General features: G+C 71.1%; 15 protein-coding genes. 8 read left to right on the top strand and 7 right to left on the bottom strand.

Translation table 11 applies throughout. The features are described from left to right. Positions 1 to 26: 26 nt before the first annotated feature. The gene (locus tag J1792_RS06770) at positions 27 to 1397 is read left to right on the top strand and encodes an MFS transporter (RefSeq protein ID WP_207246818.1); all 1371 of its coding nucleotides are present in this window, start codon (positions 27 to 29) and stop codon (positions 1395 to 1397) included. A 34-nt stretch (positions 1398 to 1431) separates the two neighbouring features. On the opposite strand, the gene J1792_RS35330 is transcribed toward J1792_RS06770, so the two are convergent. Further along, positions 1432 to 2151 (bottom strand): response regulator transcription factor, encoded by a 720-nt coding sequence (locus J1792_RS35330; RefSeq protein WP_086573730.1) that lies wholly within the window; start codon positions 2149 to 2151, stop codon positions 1432 to 1434. 15 nt (positions 2152 to 2166) lie between these two features. Further along, entirely contained in the window at positions 2167 to 2901 is a 735-nt protein-coding gene (locus J1792_RS06760) for an L-threonylcarbamoyladenylate synthase (protein WP_207246817.1), read from the bottom strand. A gap of 122 nt (positions 2902 to 3023) precedes the next feature. On the opposite strand from J1792_RS06760, the gene J1792_RS06755 reads away from it, so the two are divergent. Continuing rightward, positions 3024 to 3704 carry an IclR family transcriptional regulator gene (locus J1792_RS06755; protein WP_086573727.1) on the top strand — a complete coding sequence of 227 codons (681 nt, stop codon included), beginning with the start codon at positions 3024 to 3026 and terminating at the stop codon, positions 3702 to 3704. 87 nt (positions 3705 to 3791) lie between these two features. Here J1792_RS06755 and J1792_RS06750 read toward each other — a convergent pair whose 3' ends face one another. The 3 genes from J1792_RS06750 to J1792_RS06740 all read right to left on the bottom strand — a co-directional run bounded on the left by J1792_RS06750 (position 3792) and on the right by J1792_RS06740 (position 6991). Then, entirely contained in the window at positions 3792 to 4952 is a 1161-nt protein-coding gene (locus J1792_RS06750) for a LeuA family protein (protein WP_207246816.1), read from the bottom strand. A 270-nt stretch (positions 4953 to 5222) separates the two neighbouring features. Next, the gene (locus J1792_RS06745; protein ID WP_207246815.1) at positions 5223 to 6404 is read right to left on the bottom strand and encodes a pyridoxal phosphate-dependent aminotransferase; all 1182 of its coding nucleotides are present in this window, start codon (positions 6402 to 6404) and stop codon (positions 5223 to 5225) included. Beyond that, complete coding sequence (locus tag J1792_RS06740) at positions 6401 to 6991, bottom strand: cysteine hydrolase family protein (RefSeq protein WP_086573722.1); 591 nt, start codon at positions 6989 to 6991, stop codon at positions 6401 to 6403. Before J1792_RS06740 ends, J1792_RS06745 begins: the two co-directional genes overlap by 4 nt. A gap of 395 nt (positions 6992 to 7386) precedes the next feature. On the opposite strand from J1792_RS06740, the gene J1792_RS06735 reads away from it, so the two are divergent. From J1792_RS06735 to J1792_RS06720, 4 genes are all read left to right on the top strand, one after another. Continuing rightward, complete coding sequence (locus J1792_RS06735; RefSeq protein WP_207246814.1) at positions 7387 to 9375, top strand: FAD/NAD(P)-binding protein; 1989 nt, start codon at positions 7387 to 7389, stop codon at positions 9373 to 9375. 73 nt (positions 9376 to 9448) lie between these two features. Next, the gene (gene leuC / locus J1792_RS06730; RefSeq protein WP_086572709.1) at positions 9449 to 10849 is read left to right on the top strand and encodes a 3-isopropylmalate dehydratase large subunit; all 1401 of its coding nucleotides are present in this window, start codon (positions 9449 to 9451) and stop codon (positions 10847 to 10849) included. Between the two features lie 11 nt (positions 10850 to 10860). Further along, a complete protein-coding gene (gene leuD / locus J1792_RS06725) occupies positions 10861 to 11475 on the top strand; it encodes a 3-isopropylmalate dehydratase small subunit (protein ID WP_086572710.1) in 615 nt (204 codons plus the stop codon). Positions 11476 to 11653: 178 nt separating this feature from the next. After that, complete coding sequence (locus J1792_RS06720) at positions 11654 to 12628, top strand: LysR family transcriptional regulator (RefSeq protein ID WP_179199002.1); 975 nt, start codon at positions 11654 to 11656, stop codon at positions 12626 to 12628. 66 nt (positions 12629 to 12694) lie between these two features. Here the strand turns inward: J1792_RS06720 and J1792_RS06715 are convergent, their stop codons facing one another. Beyond that, positions 12695 to 13660 (bottom strand): alpha-ketoacid dehydrogenase subunit beta, encoded by a 966-nt coding sequence (locus J1792_RS06715; RefSeq protein WP_242645755.1) that lies wholly within the window; start codon positions 13658 to 13660, stop codon positions 12695 to 12697. A 16-nt stretch (positions 13661 to 13676) separates the two neighbouring features. Continuing rightward, on the bottom strand, positions 13677 to 14765 hold the full coding sequence (pdhA, locus tag J1792_RS06710; protein ID WP_242645457.1) for a pyruvate dehydrogenase (acetyl-transferring) E1 component subunit alpha: 1089 nt from the start codon (positions 14763 to 14765) through the stop codon (positions 13677 to 13679). A 699-nt stretch (positions 14766 to 15464) separates the two neighbouring features. Here pdhA and J1792_RS06705 point away from each other — a divergent pair. Both J1792_RS06705 and J1792_RS06700 read left to right on the top strand, forming a co-directional pair. Then, positions 15465 to 16847, top strand: coding sequence for a family 2B encapsulin nanocompartment shell protein (locus J1792_RS06705; RefSeq protein ID WP_207246813.1), 1383 nt, complete (start codon positions 15465 to 15467; stop codon positions 16845 to 16847). After that, positions 16834 to 18183 carry a cysteine desulfurase gene (locus J1792_RS06700; RefSeq protein ID WP_086572718.1) on the top strand — a complete coding sequence of 450 codons (1350 nt, stop codon included), beginning with the start codon at positions 16834 to 16836 and terminating at the stop codon, positions 18181 to 18183. Before J1792_RS06705 ends, J1792_RS06700 begins: the two co-directional genes overlap by 14 nt. Positions 18184 to 18296: the final 113 nt, after the last annotated feature.

Genomic DNA, 18296 nt, shown 5'->3' with positions numbered 1-18296 from the left:
AGCTCTCCTTGGGTGGGCGGCGGGTCGTGCCGCCGCCCGCCACCCCGCCCGTCGGATCCCGGTCCCCGGCTTCCGGCCCGGCACACCCCGCCGATCCCCCACCTCGCCAGCCTCGAAGGAGTGAGTGTGACACTCTCCCCACAGCCGCCCCGCAACAGACGGGCGGCAAGCCCGCCCGGCGGTACGGCCCCAACCACCGTTGGACCGTCCTCGGCATCGGCGTCGCCGCCCAGGCCAGCTTCTCCGCCACGTTCGCCGGCATCCCCGTCACCGGCACCACCATGCGGGGCGAATACCACCTGTCCAACGGGCAGCTCGGCGTCGTCCTCGGCGGCATCCTGCTGGGCGTCGCGGTGTCCGAGATCCTGTGGGGCCTGCTGACGGACAAGTTCGGCGACCGCAAGGTCCTGCTGACCGGTCTGCTCTCCACCGGCGCCGTGCTCGCCCTGATGTCGCTGTTCACGGTGCCCTCCGGCGACTCGGTGCCGTCCGTGGCCCTGCTCGCCGCCGCCATGCTGCTCGTCGGCATCCTCGGCGGAAGCGTCAACGGCTCCTCCGGGCGCGCGGTGATGATCTGGTTCCGCGAGGGGGAGCGCGGATTCGCCATGAGCATCCGGCAGACCGCCATCCCGGCGGGCGGTGCCATCGGCGCCGCACTGCTGCCCTGGCTCGCCTCGAGCTACGGCTTCCGCCCGGTCTTCGGCGTGCTGGCGGCCTTCTGCTTCATCACGGCGGGGGCCACCTGGCTCTGGCTGCACGAGCCGGACGACGCCCCGGCGGCGGCCAAGGCGGCCGCGGCGGCTGCGGACGACCGCTCGCCGCTGCGCCGGTGGGACTGCTGGCGGCTCGCCCTGGCGAGCGCGCTGCTCACCATGCCGCAGATCGCGGTGCTGTCCTTCGCGGGCATCTTCCTCCACGACGCCAAGGACGCCGGTCTCGTCGTCGGCAGCGTGACCATCCTCGCGGTCCAGATCGGCGGCGCCGCCATCCGCGTGTGGAGCGGCCGCTACACGGACCGTACGGGCAACCGGCGCGGCTACGTCCGGGCGGTCGGAGTGATCACGGGTGTGGCCATGGCCGCCGCGGCCGTCCTCACCCACGCGCCGACCGTGCTGGTCGCGATATCGCTCGCCATCGGCGGCATGCTGGCCAACGCCTGGCACGGCGTCGCCTACACCGAGATCGCCGCCATGGCCGGTGCCCAGCGGGCCGGCACCGCGCTCGGCCTGGAGAACACCACGGCCTTCGCCGGCGCCACGCTCACCCCGCTGCTCATCCCCCTCCTGCTGGGCTGGTCCTCCTGGACCGTGGTGTGGGCGGCCGTCGCCGCCGCGTCGCTGATCGCGGTGCCGCTGGCGCCCGGCAAGGCCAAGCCCAAGCCGGTCACCGCCGGCTGACCGTACGGGCGGACGCCATGTCTCCCGGTGCCCCTCAGCGCATGCTGCGCGCCTGCTGCATCATCAGCACCGCCTCCAGGCGGTTGCGGGCGCCCAGCTTGCTCAGCGAGTGGGAGACATGGCTCTTGACCGTGGCGGGCGACAGGGTGAGGGCGCCCGCGACCTCCGCGGTCGACAGCCCGTCCGCCAGCAGGTCGAGGACCTCGCGTTCGCGCTCGGTGAGCGCGCGCAGCAGCCGTTCGGGGCTGCGGGCCTCACTCCGGTGGGCGGCGAGGACGGCCCGCGGCCCGTGGACCCGCGGCGAGGCCGTGAACAGGCCGAACAGCTGCGGCGACATCACCACATGGCCGGACGCCACGGCGCGGGTGGCCGTGGCCAGGCGCCCGATCTCGGTGTCCTTCACCAGGCAGCCGGTGGCGCCGGCGGAGAACGCGGCGTCGACCCGGTACCTGCTCCAGCCGGTGCCGATGAGCAGGACCCTGATGCGGCGGGAGGCCAACTGCCGGACGATCGGCACCGGGTCGTCCTGCGGCCCCACCGAGAGGACGACCACGTCGGCCTGGGACAGCGGCCACTCCTCCAGCGGGCGGTGGCTGTCGACGCAGCAGATGTACTGCAGTTGAGCGGCGTCCCGGAGCACCGTGCCCAGGACGCGGCGCGATATGGGATCGGCATCGGCGAGTACGACGCTGGCTCTGGGCTCGCTCTGGTCCTCTCCGACCAGCCATTCGTCCTCAAAAGCGCGGATCTGCACCGCTTTTCCTCCCGCTCATCTCATCGTCACGGAGTCGTCGAGGTCGGGGAGACGGCGGCGCACCGCGTCGGCGAGGACGTCGCCCTCGCGGACGAGCACGGGTCGCCGGCCGGTCAGGTCGACGACGGTCCCGATGCCGGTCGTACGCTCCCGGCCGCTCCTCTCCCCCTTGATCACGATGTCGGCGCCCCTCCCCGGGGACATCATGACAGCGTCCGGGGCGGCAGGCCCGAAGCCGCCGGCCGCCCTGTTTTCCCCGAAGCCTTCCCCGAGGTTTTCCACGGCGGTTTCCGCAGCGTTTTCCGCGACGCCTTCCCCGGCCCCGGCGTTTTCCGCAAAAGCGCAGGCGAGCGGCAGTCCGCTGTAGATCGACAGCAGGTTGAGGGAACGGCGATCGGGGTGGGCGACCGTCACGGTCCCGTCGTCGGACGTCATCCAGGCGGGCAGTGTCCGGCGCGCTCGGGCGACGATTTCCAGCGGGCCCGGCCACACCTCGTCGAGGAGATCGTCGACACCCGGATGCGGCGCGTACGCCCATCGCCGCCATTCCACGGGAGAGGAGACGAGGAGGGCCGGCGGAAATCCATCGGATCCCAGCGCGCCCACCCGGTGGGCGGCCTTCTCGTTGAACGGGTCGCAGAGGATCGCCCATCCGCCGCCGGCGGGAGTGGCGATCACGGCTCCTCGCCGCAGCCGGTCGGCGGCGGATATCAGGCCGGCGAGGTCATCCGACTCGACAATGCGCGTCAACTTCTTCTCCTCCCACGGCCGATCACCCGAAGAACAAATGATTTCACGAGCCACACATTACTATTACCGGCGTCGCTGATACTTTTTCAGCAGTCTTGCAGTCGGAGGGGAGTTGCAGACCGGTGGCCAACGTCGTACGCATATTGGCGGTCATGGACGCGGTGTCGCGGGGGGCACGCTCGCCGAGCGACATCCGCAGGGTCACCGGAATTCCCCATTCCACGCTGCATCGCATCATGCGGGAACTGACGGAGCAAGACATTCTGCGGCGTGACGAGGACGGCGGAATCAGCATCGGGGCGCGCATCAGGGCATGGGCGGACGACACCGGGGCGAAGCCGGAGGCCTCCACCGACTACGCCGTCCTGGAACGACTTCTCGGGCAATGCGGCGAGAGCGTCCAGCACTTCCGGAGAATGGGCGAGAGCTACGCCTGCGTCGCCTCGGTGGAACCCGCCGACGGACTGCGCGACACCGTCCCCGTCGGCAGCGCCTTCCCCCTGCGGGACGGACCCGCCGGGCGGATCCTCCTCGCCTATTCCGCCGAACCCGCGGGACTTTCCGAGCGGGAGCGCAGAAAGCTCTCCGTCATCCGCGACCAGGGATACGCCATGGGATCGCGCGAGGCGGAGAAGGACGTCCTGGGCATCGCCGTCCCCGTCCACGAGGGCCACACCCGGGTCAACTCCGCACTGTGCGTGAGCGGACCGGCCTGGCGCATGGGCCCACGGGCCGAGGAGATCCGTTCCCACCTGGCGGCCGCCGCCCAGGACCTGCGCCGCACGCTGCGCGACGCCGCCTGACCCGCCCGCCGGCGGGGCGGGTCGTGGCCCGCCGCCGGCGGCGGGCCACGACCCTCGCTGTCCCTCGGAAGTCGCCGTCAGTCGTTCCTAGGCGGCCACCAGTCCCGCGCCGAGCTCGCGCGCGAGGCGGTCCTTGAGCACCTCCAGGTCCTCGCAGTCGCCGCCCTCGCGCTCGGCGATGTGGACGCGGTACAGCTCGTCCAGCTCGGTGTCCGAGACCTCGAGGCCGAGCTGGTCCAGCAGGTGACGCAGGACCGAGCGGCCGGAGTGCCGGCCGATCAGGATGGAGCGACGGCGCCCGAACCGGTCCGGCTCGACGTACTCGTAGGTCGCCGGGTTGCGGAGCATGCCCTGCTGGTGGATGCCGGCGGCGGTGCCGAACGCGTAGGCGCCGAAGATCGCCTTGTTGCGCGGCTCCTCGAGCCTGATCACACGGCGGAGCACGTTGTAGGCCTCGTACATCGCCGCGAGGTCGATGTCGGTGCGCAGGCCGTTGTGGTCCTCCTTGTAGGCCAGCAGCGCCGCGATCTCCTCGAGCGCGGTGTTGCCCGCGCGCTCGCCGATGCCGCCGAGCGTCGCCTGGACCTCGTCCGCGCCGGCCTCCAGGCCCGCGAGGGCGTTGGCGGTCGACAGGCCGAAGTCGTCGTGGCAGTGGGTGGCGATCCGCACCGGGGACGGGGCCCAGGAACGGAACTTGCGGATCAGGCCGGCGTACTGGTCCGGGGTCATGGCGCCGGAGGTGTCGGCGACCACGAAGCAGGTGGCGCCGGCCTCGATGGCCTTCTCGGTCATCGGCTGCAGCAGGTCGTCCTCGCCGCGGCTGGAGTCCTCCAGGCCCACGGAGACGTGCTCGACGCCCAGGGAGCGGGCGAGGGCGACCGCCTCGGCCACCTCGTCGATACCCTGCTGACGGGTGATGCGCCGCTTGTGACGCAGGTGCATGTCACTGGCGGTCGCCGCGACCTGGATCTGGTGGTTGGCGGTGCCGCCGGCCTCGATCGCGGTCTCGATGTCCTGGGGGACGGCCCGGCAGAAGGTGGTGAAGCGGGCCTTGGTCAGGTGCTGCGAGATGAGGCGGGTGGCCTCGAAGTCGCTCGGGGACGAGGCCGGGAAGCCGGTCTCGATGTAGTCCACGCCCAGGGCTTCGATGCGCAGTGCGAGGTCCAGCTTGTCCTCGGGGCCCATCGCGTTGGCAGGCGCCTGCTCTCCGTCACGGAGAGTGGTGTCGAAGAAAGAAATCCGACGCATAAGAGGTCGTTCTCCCATTTCATCCTCTGCTCGCGGGCCCCTGCGGGAAAAGGGCAGCAGGCCGCCAGAGGCGCTGAACAGAAAGGTCTGGAGTGAGCTCGACGGCACAGACAGAATTTCCGCCGGTCGAGTGCAGGCCGGAAACAATGAAAAGAAATTCCGGCCGCAACAATTGATTCCACGCTACAGCAGTTCAATTTGCCCGGGCAAGAGAATTACCCCGGCAAAGGCCCGGCGGAAACCCGCCGCCGGACCTCTTTCAGCGACGTGCTACGAGCGCTTCGCCAAGGCCCGGGCCATACGCCCGACGGCCTCCTCGATGACGTCCCGCGAGGTGGCGAAGGAAAGCCGGATGTGCCCCTCGCCGCCGGGTCCGAAGGCGGTTCCCGGCATCACCGCGACGCCCGCCTCGGTCAGCAGCCACTCGGCGAATTCCGCCGAGCTCGAGAATCCGGTGCCACGAATGTCGGGGAAGACGTAGAAGCCGCCCCCGGGAATGTCGCAGGTGATTCCCGGCAGGGAGTTGAGACCCTTGACGATCAGCGCCATGCGGGCGGCGTACTCGTCCGCCATCTCGGCGATGACGCCCTGGTCACCGGTCAGCGCGGCCAGCCCGCCGCGCTGCACGAACGAGCCGGCGCAGCCGACCGAGTGCTGCTGGACCTTGAGCACTTCCGAGATGACCGGGGCGGGGCCGGCGACATAGCCCAGGCGCCATCCGGTCATGGCGTATCCCTTGGAGAACCCGTTCACGGTCAGCGTCCGCTCGGCCATGCCCGGCAGGGCCGCGATGCTGATGTGCTCGGCACGGTTGTAACGGATCTTCTCGTAGATCTCGTCGGAGACGACGAAAAGGTCGTGGTCCCGTGCGAAGGAGGCGATGCCCTCGGCCTCTTCGGGGGTGAGGGTGTGGCCCGTCGGGTTGTTCGGCGAATTGACGAGAATCGCCTTCGAACGGTCCGTCACATACCGCTCGAGGAGCTCCCGCGTGACGCGGAAGCCGTTCTCGGACGACAGCTCGGCGGACACCGGGACGGCCCCGATGAGATGCGCCATGGACTTGTAGCTGACCCAGCTGGGCGTCGGGATGATGATCTCGTCGCCCGGGTCCAGCAGCGTCATGAGCGAAATGAATAGAGCGTGCTTGGCCGACGGCGTCACGATGATCTCGGTCGCCGGGTCGGCCACCACGCCGCTGTCCTCGCGCAGCTTGTGCGAGATCGCGGTCAGCAGCTCGGGCAGGCCGCGGCTGGGCGAGTAGTGGGTGAAGCCGTCGTGCAGCGCGTCCACGGCGCCCGCGACCACGTGCTCGGGCGAGTCGAAGTCGGGCTCGCCGCCGCCGAGGTCGAGGACCGAGACGCCCTTGGCGCGCAGTTCGTGGACCAGCTCGAGGACGGCGTAGGTGGCCGACTTCTCGATGCCGGAGAAGCGGGTCGCGACGTGGTTCCTCACCGGTCCGCCTTCAGGGCCTCGTCGACCGTGGTGATCTTCGCGCAGCGGCCGATCACCTTGAGCGCGGCCTCGTGCATCTCCGGGCCGTCGGCGGCGGTGGCGTCCTCCAGGACCTCGACGGCGTAGTCGCGGTCGTGGGCGTCGCGCGCCGTGGCCAGGATGACCATGTCGGTGGAGACACCGGTCAGCAGGAGGGTGTCGATGCCCTGGTTGCGCAGCAGCAGGTCCAGGCCGGTGCCGTAGAACGGGCTGATCCGGTGCTTGGCGATGACCGGCTCGCCGGGGGCGGGCTTGACCGACTCGTGCACCTCGGTCGCCCAGGTGCCCAGCTGGATGCGCCCGTCCTCCTTGGCGATCTTGAAGATGGGCGAGCCCGCCGGCCACTCCGGGTACCCCTCGGAGAACCCGACCACCACGTAGATCACGGGGATGCCGGCGGCGCGGGCCCCCTCGATCGCCCTCGCGGCGTTCCCGAGCACCCCCCGCTCGGCCACCTGCCGCTCGTAGCCGTCCGCCCCGTACTTGCCCTCCGGGTGCACGATCTCGTTGATCAAATCAAGAACCAGCAATGCCGGGCGCTGCCCCATTTTCCCTCCCAGTGCGCAGCGGCTGGCCAGAGCCAGCCGGTGAGCGCGATTAGACCGAACAGATCGTTGGCACGTCAAACGATGGATATGGGAATAGGGCTCGAGAAAGCCCGGGGAGCGGTCGCGAACGCCCACCCAGCCGCCACGCCAAGCTTCTGACCTGCATGTTTGCCTTCCAGGTCACCCTCGGAGGCCCATGAGGAGAGCTCATACAAAGCATGAACGGCTCGGTATTGATCAGCGATGCAGATCGAGACTAGAGTGATCATCCGCAAGGTTATCGGTGAATTGAATTCGAGCTGAATAAATGTCGGCCGAACGACCCGAAACCCCTCGCCGGCATGAATTCCTCGTGCCGGGCCCCCGCGGCGATTGTTTTCGAGAGAGGTTGACAAGTGAAGGACCGCGCTGACGGCAGTTCCTCCCGGCTCACCAAGCCGTCCGAGGCCGGCTTGCTCGACCCCCGCCCCGGGGCGGCGGGTGCGCACCGGATCGCGGTGGTGGGCAGCGGCCCGCGCGGGCTGAGCGTGGTGGAGCGGCTGGCGGCCCGGCTGGCGGAGGAGCCGGCCCGGGGGCCGGTGGAGATCCTCCTGATCGACCCCGTACAGGTCGGCAGCGGCCGGGTGTGGCGCACGGACCAGCCCGAATGGTTCCTGATGAACACCGTGGCGGCCGAGGTCTCCTCCTTCTCCGGCACCCCCGACGGCGGCCCCGCCCGCCCCGGCGCCGGCCCCTCGCTCGCGCAGTGGTGGCAGGCCAACGAGCCCGACACCTACGCGGGCCCCAACGGCTACGCCCCGCGCGCCCTGCACGGCCGCTACATGCAGTTCGTCCTGGAGACCGTCGAGGCCGGCCTGCCCCCGCACGCGGTCCTGCACCGGGTGCGCGGCGAGGTCACCGACCTCGAGCGCACGATGGACGGCTACCGCCTGTCGCTGGCCGACGGCTCGGCGCTGGACGCCGACCGCGTCGTCCTCACCACCGGCCACACCACGCCCGAGCTGTCCGGACAGCAGAAGACGCTCGCCGAGTTCGCGGCCGCCCACCCGGACGTGCGCTACGTCCGCGGCGACTCCGCCGCCGACATGCCGCTCGCGGAGATCCCCGCCGGCTCGTACGTCGGCGTGCTGGGCCTGGGCCTGTCCTTCTACGACGTCATGGCCGCGCTCACCCTGGGCCGCGGCGGCCGGTTCACCGAGGGCGCGGACGGCCGGCTCGCCTACGAGCCGAGCGGTGACGAGCCGGTGCTGGTGGCCGGCTCGCGCAGCGGCATGCCGCTGCCCGCCCGCGGCCGCAACCAGAAGCACCACGACTTCCGTTACAGCACCCTCCTGTTCACCGCCGACCGGGTCCGCGCCCAAAGCCCCGACGGCACCTGCGACTTCAACCGAGACGCGCTGCCCCTGCTGCTCGCCGAGGTCGAACTCGTCTACTTCCGCACGGAGATACGCCTGGCCTCCGGCGAGGAGCGGGCCGCCGCCTTCACCGCCGACGTGGTGAGCGCCGCCGAGCACGGCGTGCCGGACGTCCGGGCCATCGCGGCCCGCCACGACGTCGGCGGCCTGCCGCCCGTGGACCTGGAGTCGCTGGCGCGCCCCTTCACCGGCCGCGTCTACGACAGCCCCGAGGCCTTCGCCAAGGACCTGGACGAGGCGCTGCGCGACGACCTGGCCCACGCCGAGCGGGGCAACGTGGACTCGCCGCTGAAGGCGGCGCTGGACGTCCTGCGCGACACCCGGGGCATCATCCGCGGCCTGGTGGACTTCGCCGGCCTCACCCCGCGGTCGCACCGCACCGACTTCCTCGGCTGGTTCGTGCCGCGCAGCTCCTTCCTGGCCGCCGGCCCGCCCATGATCCGCCTGCGGCAGGTCGCCGCCCTGATCGACAGCGGCCACCTGCGCATCGTGGGCCCCCAGACCTGCTTCGAGGGCGACGAGGACAGCGGACGCTTCGCCATGTCCTCCCCGGCCGTGGCCGGCTCCCGTACGCTCGTCGACACCGTGATCGACGCCCGTATCCCCACCCCCGACGTGCACCGCGACCCCGCGCCGCTCACCCGGCGCCTGGTCGAGCGGGGCATCTGGACCTCCTACGTCAACGGCCGGGGCGACGAGGCCTTCGACACCGGCGGCGTCTTCGTCACGCGGGCGCCCTTCCACCCGGTGGGCCGGGACGGGCAGCCCGACGAGGGCCTGTACGTCCTGGGCATCCCGACCGAGCACACCCGCTGGTTCATGCAGGGCGGCAGCAGCCGGCCCGGGTTCTGGACCGACTTCGTCCAGGACGCCGACGCCATCGCCGCCGCCGCGCTGACCGTTCCCGAGCGCGAGCCGATCGCCGTGGGCACGGGCGCGGCCATCGGCCGGGCCGACGGCGACCAGTGACCCGACGGGCGGCCCCACGGCCGCCCGTCCCGTACCACCGACACCACGAACCGCAGGGAGCAGAGAGAGTCACATGGGCTCGACATTGGCGCAGAAGACCTGGGACGCACACGTCGTACGACACAACAGCGCCGGAGACGACCTCCTCTACATCGACCTGCAGCTGCTGCACGAGGTGAACACCCCGCAGGCGTTCGACCGTCTGCGGGCCGCCGGGCGCACGGTCCGCAGGCCCGACCTCACCGTCGGCACCGAGGACCACAACACCCCCACGATCGCCATCGACCGCATCATCAAGGACCCCTCCGGGCGCCGCCAGGCCGAACTGATGCGCTCCAACTGCGCCCAGTTCGGCATCCCGCTGCACCGCCTGGGCGACCCCGGTCAGGGCATCGTGCACGTCATCGCGCCCGAGCTGGGCCTGACCCGCCCCGGCATGACCATCGTCTGCTGCGACTCGCACACCACGACGCTCGGCGCCTTCGGGGCACTCGCCTTCGGCATCGGCGCCAGCCAGGTCGAGCACGCGCTCGCCACCCAGACGCTGTCGATGCGCCGCATGAAGGACCTCGCAGTCAACGTCACCGGCGAACTGCCTGCCGGCGTCACCGCCAAGGACGTCATCCTCGCCCTCATCGCGAAGATCGGCACCGCGGGCGGCCAGGGCCACATCATCGAGTACCGGGGCGACACCATCACGGCCCTGTCGATGGAGGCCCGGATGACCCTGTGCAACATGTCCGTCGAGGCGGGCTCCCGCGCGGGCCTGATCGCCCCCGACGAGACCACGTTCGCCTACCTCAAGTCCCGCCCCGGCATGCCCCAGGGCGCCGACTGGGACGCGGAGGTGGCCTACTGGAAGACCCTGCGCACGGACGCGGACGCGGTGTTCGACAAGGAGGTCCACCTCGACGCCGCCACCCTGAGCCCGTACGTCTCCTGGGGCACCAACCCCGGCCAGAGCATCCCGCTCGACGGCCACGTGCCCGCGCACACCGACTTCGAGGGCGAGGAGGAGCGCGCGGCCGCCGAACGGGCCCTGGAGTACATGGACCTCAAGCCCGGCACCGCCATGCGCGACATCTCCATCGACACCGTCTTCCTCGGCTCGTGCACCAACAGCCGCATCGAGGACCTGCGGGCGGCCGCCGACGTGCTCAAGGGCCGGCGCGTGGCGGACGGCCTCCACATGGTGATCGTCCCCGGCTCGGCGCAGGTGCGCCTGCAGGCCGTGGAGGAGGGCCTCGACCGGGTCTTCGCCGAGGCGGGCGCCGACTTCCGGGCCGGCGCGGGCTGCTCGATGTGCGCGGCCCTCAACGAGGACCGGCTGCGCCCGGGCGAGCGCGCGGCGTCCACCAACAACCGCAACTTCGAGGGACGGCAGGGCAAGGGCTCGCGGACGCACATCGTCTCGCCTCCGGTCGCCGCCGCCACCGCCGTGGCCGGCCGCCTCGCCGCCCCCGCCGATCTGTGAGGTCCACGTTCATGGAGAAGTTCACCGTCCACACCGGCACGGCGGCGCCCCTGCGGCGCAGCAACGTCGACACGGACCAGATCATCCCGGTGCGTTTCTGCGCCAGCACCACCCGCGACGGCCACGCGGACGCGCTCTTCGCCGACTGGCGCGGCGACGACCCGTCGTTCGTCCTCAACCAGCCCCGGTACGCCGGGTCGACGGTGCTGATCGCGGGCAACGACTTCGGCACCGGCTCGTCCCGCGAGTACGCGGTGTGGGCCCTGCAGGACTACGGGTTCAAGGTCGTCATCGCCCCCCGGTACGGGGACATCTTCCGCGGCAACTCGCTGATGAACGGGCTGCTGACGGTCCAGCTCCCGCTCGCCACGGTCGAGGAGCTGTGGGAGGCCGTGGAGGCCGAGCCGCGGACGGAGGTGATCGTCGACCTCGAGCGGCTGGAGGTCCGCTGCGCGGGCCGCGTCCATCCGTTCACGCTGGACGAGGACGCCCGCGACCGGATGCTCGCCGGCCTGGACGCCATCGCCGCGACCCTGCTGCACGAGGAGGCCATCGCGGCCTACGAGCGCGGCCGCCGGCCGGCCCTGCCCACCACCCTCGCCGACGCCGTGGCGCCGCCGCGCTGAATGACAAACGGCACCGGCCGCAAAAAATTACACAGTAAAGCCGCTATTTCCCCTATCGGCTTCAGCCCCGCTTAAGCGCCGCGCAAGCAAGTTACTTTCGGGTTACATGAGTCTCGCTCACGGTTACTCGAGGCGCTATCCTGTACGAGCCGAGCTGAACTTGAGGGGGGTTGGCTCCGTGCGCCGCGTCATCTGGCGTGCGGAGCCATATCGTTTTATGAAGCTTTCGCAATGCGCCGCCTTTGCCGCGATTATTGACACGGGCAGCTTCACCGCTGCGGCCCGAGCACTTGACATCAGCCAGTCCGCCGTGAGTCATGCCATATCGAGCCTGGAAAAAGAGCTCGGTGTCGGCCTCATGAAGCGCGACCGCACCGGAATCGAACTCACCGAGACGGGACGTCGCGTGTTGGCCCACACGCGCGCCGTGCTCATGCACTCGGAACAGATGCGGCACGCCGCCAACAGCGCGCCGGAGGACCTGCGGGGCCGGATCAGGATCGGCACGAGCCAGAGTTTCGCGTGCCGGTTGCTGCCGGCCCTGATGACCGCTCTGCGCACCCGTCACCCACAGCTGGAAATCGAGTTGCGGGACGGCCCGGATATGCAGATCGCCGATTGGCTGCGCGGTTATGCCATCGACGTGGGCATCGTGACGCTGCCCAAGAAGGACCTCTCCACCATTCCGCTGCTGCAGGACCGGATGTACGCCGTCCTGCCCGCCGCGCACCGTTTGGCACAGAATGCCGGTGCCGGGCTGCGCGTTCAGCAGCTCTCCACGGAACCGCTTCTGCTGCCGGTGGGCGGAATGGAGGCGATGGTCCGGGCGATGTTCCGTACGGTCGGCCTCGAACCGCACATCGCCTATCGGGTGCAGGACGTGAACGCCCTGCTCGCCATGGTCGCGGGAGGACACGGCATCACGGTGCTGCCCTCCCTGGCGATGCCCGTCATGCCGGCCGGCCTGCGCGTCGTGCCGCTGACGCCGGCGGTCTCCCGCAAGCTGGCCATCGCGATGAGCCCCCGGGCCAAGAACTCGCGGGCGGTGGCCGCGTTCATCTCCGTCGCCCAGACCCTCGCCAACCGCGAGGACTGGACCCAGCCGCCCAGCAGGACGGGCCGCCCGGCGAACCCGCTGGCCGTCCGCTCGTAGGCGCCGGCCGTACGGGCCCGCCGCGACCCTCCGGCCGCGGCGGGCCCGTACGCCGTCGCGCGGGAATCAGTACGCGAGCACCTGGTCCACGCTGTCGAGCACCCGGTCCAGGCCCGGAAGGTAGTCGTCCTCCAGCCTCGACGGCGGGTACGGGGCGTGGAAGCCGCCGACCCGCAGGACCGGCGCCTCCAGGTGGTAGAAGCACTGCTCCTGGACGCGGGCGGCGATCTCGGCGCCGGGCCCGACGAAGACGGGGGCCTCGTGGACGACCACCAGCCGCCCGGTCTTCTCCACCGACGCCCGCACCGTGCCGAAGTCGAGCGGGGAGAGCGACCTGAGGTCCACCACCTCCAGCGACGTGCCGTCCTCGGCCGCCGCGGCGGCCGCCTCCAGGCCCACCCTGACCGTGGGGCCGTAGGTGACGAGCGTCGCGTCGGTCCCGGGCCGGACGACGCGGGCCTTGTGCAGGGGCGCGGGCGCGACCGAGGTGTCGACGGGCGCCTTGTCCCAGTAGCGGCGCTTCGGCTCGAAGAAGATCACCGGGTCGTCGCTCTGGATGGCCTGCCGCAGCATCCAGTAGCCGTCCTCGGCGGTGGCCGGGGACACCACCTTGAGGCCCGCGGTGTGCATGAAGTACGCCTCGGGCGACTCGCTGTGGTGCTCGATCGCGCCGATCCCGCCGCCGTACGGGATCCGCACGACGACCGGCAGCCGGACCTTGCCGAGGGAGCGGGCGTGCATCTTCGCCAACTGCGTGACGATCTGGTTGAACGCGGGGAAGACGAACCCGTCGAACTGGATCTCCACCACCGGCCGGTAGCCGCGCAGCGCGAGCCCGATCGCCGTCCCGACGATGCCGGACTCGGCCAGCGGCGAGTCGGAGACCCGGGTCTCGCCGAAATCCTTCTGCAGGCCGTCGGTGACGCGGAAGACGCCACCCAGCCGGCCCACGTCCTCGCCGGAAATCCGCACCTTCGGGTCGTCCTCCAGCGCTCTGCGCAGGGAGGCGTTGAGGGCGCCTGCGAGCGTCATCTCCTGGGACACCACGTCAGTTGCCCTCCTCGAACGAGGCCTGGTAGTCAGCGAATCGTTTCTGCTCTTCCTCGACGAGCTCGTGGCCGTCGGCGTAGACGTGCCGGAACATCGCCGCGCTGTCGGGGTCGGGCATGGCCCGCACCCCCTCGCGGATCCGGCGCGCGAGCCGTTCGCCCTCCTCCGCCACCTCGGCGTAGAAGGCGTCGTCGGCGTGGCCCTCCTGGGTCAGGTGCCGCTCGAGCCGCAGGATCGGGTCCTTGGCCTCCCACTCCCGCCGCTCGGCGTCCTCGCGGTAGCGCGTGGGGTCGTCGGAGGTGGCGTGGGCGCCCATGCGGTAGGTCAGCGCCTCGATGAGCATCGGCCCCTGCCCCGAGCGGGCCCGCTCCAGGGCGTCCCGGGTCACGGCCAGACAGGCCAGCACGTCGTTGCCGTCGACGCGCACGCCGGGGAAGCCCCAGCCGGCGGCCCGGCGGTGGATGGGCACCCTGGTCTGGCGCTCGGTGGGCGTGGAGATGGCCCACTGGTTGTTCTGGCAGAAGAAGACGACCGGGGCGTTGTGGACGGACGCGAAGGTGAAGGCCTCCGCCACGTCGCCCTGGCTGGAGGCGCCGTCGCCGAAGTACGACAGGACGGCGGTGTCGGCGCCGTCGGCGAGCACGCCCATGGCGTATCCGGCCGCGTGGAGCAGCGGCGGGCCGATGACGATGGTGTAGAGGTGGAAGTTGTTCTCGTTGGGGTCCCAGCCGCCGTGGTTGACACCACGGAACATGCCGAGCAGCTTGAGGGGGTCCACGCCCCGGGTCCAGGCGACGCCGTGCTCGCGATAGCAGGGGAAGACGTAGTCGTCGGGCCGCGTCGCGCGGCCCGAACCGATCTGCGCGGCCTCCTGGCCCAGCAGCGAGGCCCACAGGCCCAGCTCACCCTGGCGCTGCAGCGTCACCGCCTCGGCATCGAAGCGGCGCGTCAGCACCATGTCCCGGTAGAGCCCGCGCAGGGCGTCCGGTCCGATGTCGAGGGAATAGCGCGGATGATCGATCCGCCGGCCCTCCGGGCTCAGCAGCTGGACGAGCTCCGGCTCGTCCACGAGGTCTTTCGCACCCAATTCTGCTCCTCCATATGTCCTGCCGTCGGGATCCGCCGTCGGCAGGGCCCCTGCCGCGAGGCAGGGGAGGCGGCTTCACCCGGAGCCGGCGAGTCCGCACGGTCTGCGCGCCACACACCGGTCCCGGGCGTATCAAGGCTCAGGCGAGAGGCGTGGCGCGATGCGCCCCACCCGCACCGTCGGACACTAGCGGAAGAGATCCTGAAACTGCCCCTTTGTTCGGCAGTCCTAGTAAATTCACGGGCCGCCAGGCGGCGTTGATCCCCCGTCCATACGGCGGAACAGAACATTCCAGGGATGGGATCCGGCCAGCCGAGAGGCCGAATTCCGACAGCATTACCGCGCCGGGACAACGATCACCGCATTGCGGACCGTCGATTTTCGGACGCCTCTCACCGGGAGCGGCGCATTCCGGGCGGATGACGGGGATCGAATCCGGCCGAGTCCTGGTGCGGACCAAACCTCCGCCGCGGGCTCCGGGCCATACGACCGACAGGCGCCGGCCGCTCGACGCACATGTCACGGGCACGTGAGACCGGCCGACGGCCCCCCGCACCGGGCCGGTCGCTCAAGATGTCGATCATTTCAGGACGCGCGCCCCAGGCCGGAGGCCTTGTGACGGACGACGGCCCGACCGGACGATCGGTCCTCGATGGCCCGCATGGCCCCTCCACGCGGGCCCGACCGAGGAGGACACCCGTGAACGATCGCCTCAGTCTCGCGCCCGACGCCGCACGGCAGTTGGCCACCACCACCAAGACCACCCCGCAGATGCGCGGCATCACGCCCCGCTACCTGCTGCGCGCCCTGCCCTGGGTCGACGTCGAGGGCGGCGTGTACCGCGTCAACCGGAGGCGGACGTTCATCCTCGGCGACGACCGGATCAGCTGCTACGGCGAGGCCGGCACCCACCGCGTCGTACCGGAGGACCTGCGCGAGCTGCCCTTCCTCCGGGGCGCGGAGGGGGGTCAGTTGGCGGAACTCGCCGGGGCCTTCACCGAGGCGTCCTTCGAGCCGGGCCAGGTCCTCGCCGACGAGGGCACCGCCTGCGACAAGCTGTGGGTGATCGTCACCGGCCGCGCGGAGAAGCGCGTGACCGGACGCTACGGCGAGGACGCGCTGCTCGAGGTCATCGGCGACGGGCAGTTCTTCGACCTCGACTCCTGGGCCCGATGTCAGCCCTTGCCGTTCCGCGTCAAGGCGCTCACCTCCGGCGTCGCCCTGACCATCGAGCTCGACGCGCTGAACGCCCTGGCGGACCGGGACGCGGGCCTGCGCGCCGCGCTCGACGCCCACATCGCCGGCGAGGGGCCCGTGCCCGGCGCCGAGGTGCCCGTGGACCTCGCGGGAGGCCACGTCGGCGAGCCCGAACTCCCGGGCACGTACGTGGAGTACGAGGACACGCCGCGTGAATACCACATGACCCTCGCCCAGACCGTCCTGCGCGTCCACACCCGGGTCTCCGACCTCTACAACGCGCCCATGGACCAGACGAAGGTCCAGGCGGGCCTGACCATCCAGGCGCTGCGCGAGCGCCAGGAGGCGCTGGTCCTCAACCACCCCGAGTTCGGCCTCCTCCACAACATCGCCCCGGGCCAGCGCGTGCAGACCCGCACGGGCGCGCCGACCCCCGACGACATGGACGAGCTGCTGTCGCGGGTATGGAAGCAGCCCGGCTACTTCGTCGCGCACCCCAGGGCCATCGCCGCGTTCGGCCGCGAGTGCACCCGCCGGGGCGTCCCGCCGGTCATCGACACCCGCTTCGGCAGCCCGCTGCTGACCTGGCGCGGGGTGCCGCTGCTGCCCTCGGACAAGATGCCGTTCACCGGCTCCGGCGGCGCCGGGATGACCCAGGTGCTGCTGATGCGCACCGGCGAGGCCGAGCAGGGCGTCATCGGGCTGCGCCCGGCCGGGGTGCCGGACGAGGTCGAGCCGGGCCTGTCCATGCGCGACATGGGCACCGACAAGAAGGCCATCACCTCGTACCTGCTCACGGCGTACTTCAACGCGGCCGTGCTGGTGGAGGACGCCGCCGCCGTCCTGCAGAACGTCGAGGTGTCCAAGTTCCATGACTATTCCTGACGTTCGGGCGCACGACGCCTTCGCGGCGACGAACCCCCTCCCGCCGGGCGCCCTGCCGCCGAACGCCCTGCCACCGGCCCCGGCCGCGCCGGCGTCCACCCCGCCCCGGGGCGCCGGCGGCTTCGACCCCGAGACCGCCCGCCGCGACGTCCCCGTCCTGCACCGCACGGTCAACGGCCGGCCGCTGGTCTGGCTGGACAACGGCGCCACGACGCAGAAGCCGCGCCAGGTCATCGAGGCGCTGGGCACCTACTACAGCGCCGCCAACTCCAACATCCACCGCGGCGCCCACACCATGGCCCGCGAGGCCACGGAGACCTACGAGGCGGGGCGGGCCGCGGTCGCCCGCTTCCTGGGCGCCGAGTCACCCGACAGCATCGTCTTCACCCGCGGCACCACCGAGGCGATCAACCTCGTCGCCCAGACGTGGGGACGGACGAACATCGGCCCCGGCGACGAGATCCTGGTCCCCCGGCTGGAGCACCACTCCAACATCGTCCCCTGGCAGCAGCTCGCCAAGGAGAAACGGGCGCGCCTGGTGCCCGTACCGCTCCTCGCGGACGGCAGCGTCGACCAGGCCGCCTTCGCCGACCTGCTCTCCTTCCGCACCCAGCTCGTCGCCGTCAGCCAGGCGTCGAACGTGCTGGGCACCGTCCCGCCGGTGAAGGAGATGGCGGCGCTCGCCCACCGCTACGGCGCCAAGGTGCTGGTCGACGGCGCGCAGGCGGTCGCGCACTTCCCCGTGGACGTGCGGGACCTGGGCGCGGACTTCTACGTGTTCTCCGGGCACAAGCTGTTCGGCCCCACGGGCATCGGCGCGCTCTACGGCCGGCCCGAGCTGCTGGAGGCCATGCCGCCCTGGCAGGGCGGCGGCAACATGATCGACCAGGTGGATTTCACGGGCAGCACGTACGCGCCCGTGCCGCACCGCTTCGAGGCCGGGACCGGGCACATCTCCGGCGTCGCCGGGCTGCTGGCGGCGATCGACTGGCTGACGGGCTTCGACCGCGAGGCCGTGGCCGCGTACGAGCACGAGCTGCTGGCCTACGCCGAGCGGGCCCTCGCCGAGGTGCCGGGGCTGGAGATCCTGGGCTCCGCCCCCGGCAAGATCGCGGTGCTGACCTTCACCCTCGCGGGCCTGGACCCGGCGGACATCGCCCGCCTGCTGGACCGGGACGGCATCGCCGTGCGGGCCGGGCACCACTGCGCCCAGCCCTCGTTGCGCCACTACGGCCTGGAGACCGCGGCGCGGGCGTCGCTCGCGCTCTACAACACCCCCCAGGACGTGGACCGGCTGGCGACATCGTTGCTGCGGATGCGCGAGGACATCGCCTGACCGGGTGAAAGGGGTCCGGGTCGCGCTTCCGGCGCGGCCCGGACTCGCGCTAGTACTGTGCTCTTCAGACAATTCCCATGAGTTCCGGCCAGCCTCTATCAATTCCGATTAAA

It is taken from the genome of Streptomyces triculaminicus (genome assembly GCF_017349075.1).
Lineage (GTDB): Bacteria > Actinomycetota > Actinomycetes > Streptomycetales > Streptomycetaceae > Streptomyces > Streptomyces triculaminicus.
This window is presented reverse-complemented; position numbering and strand designations above follow the sequence as displayed.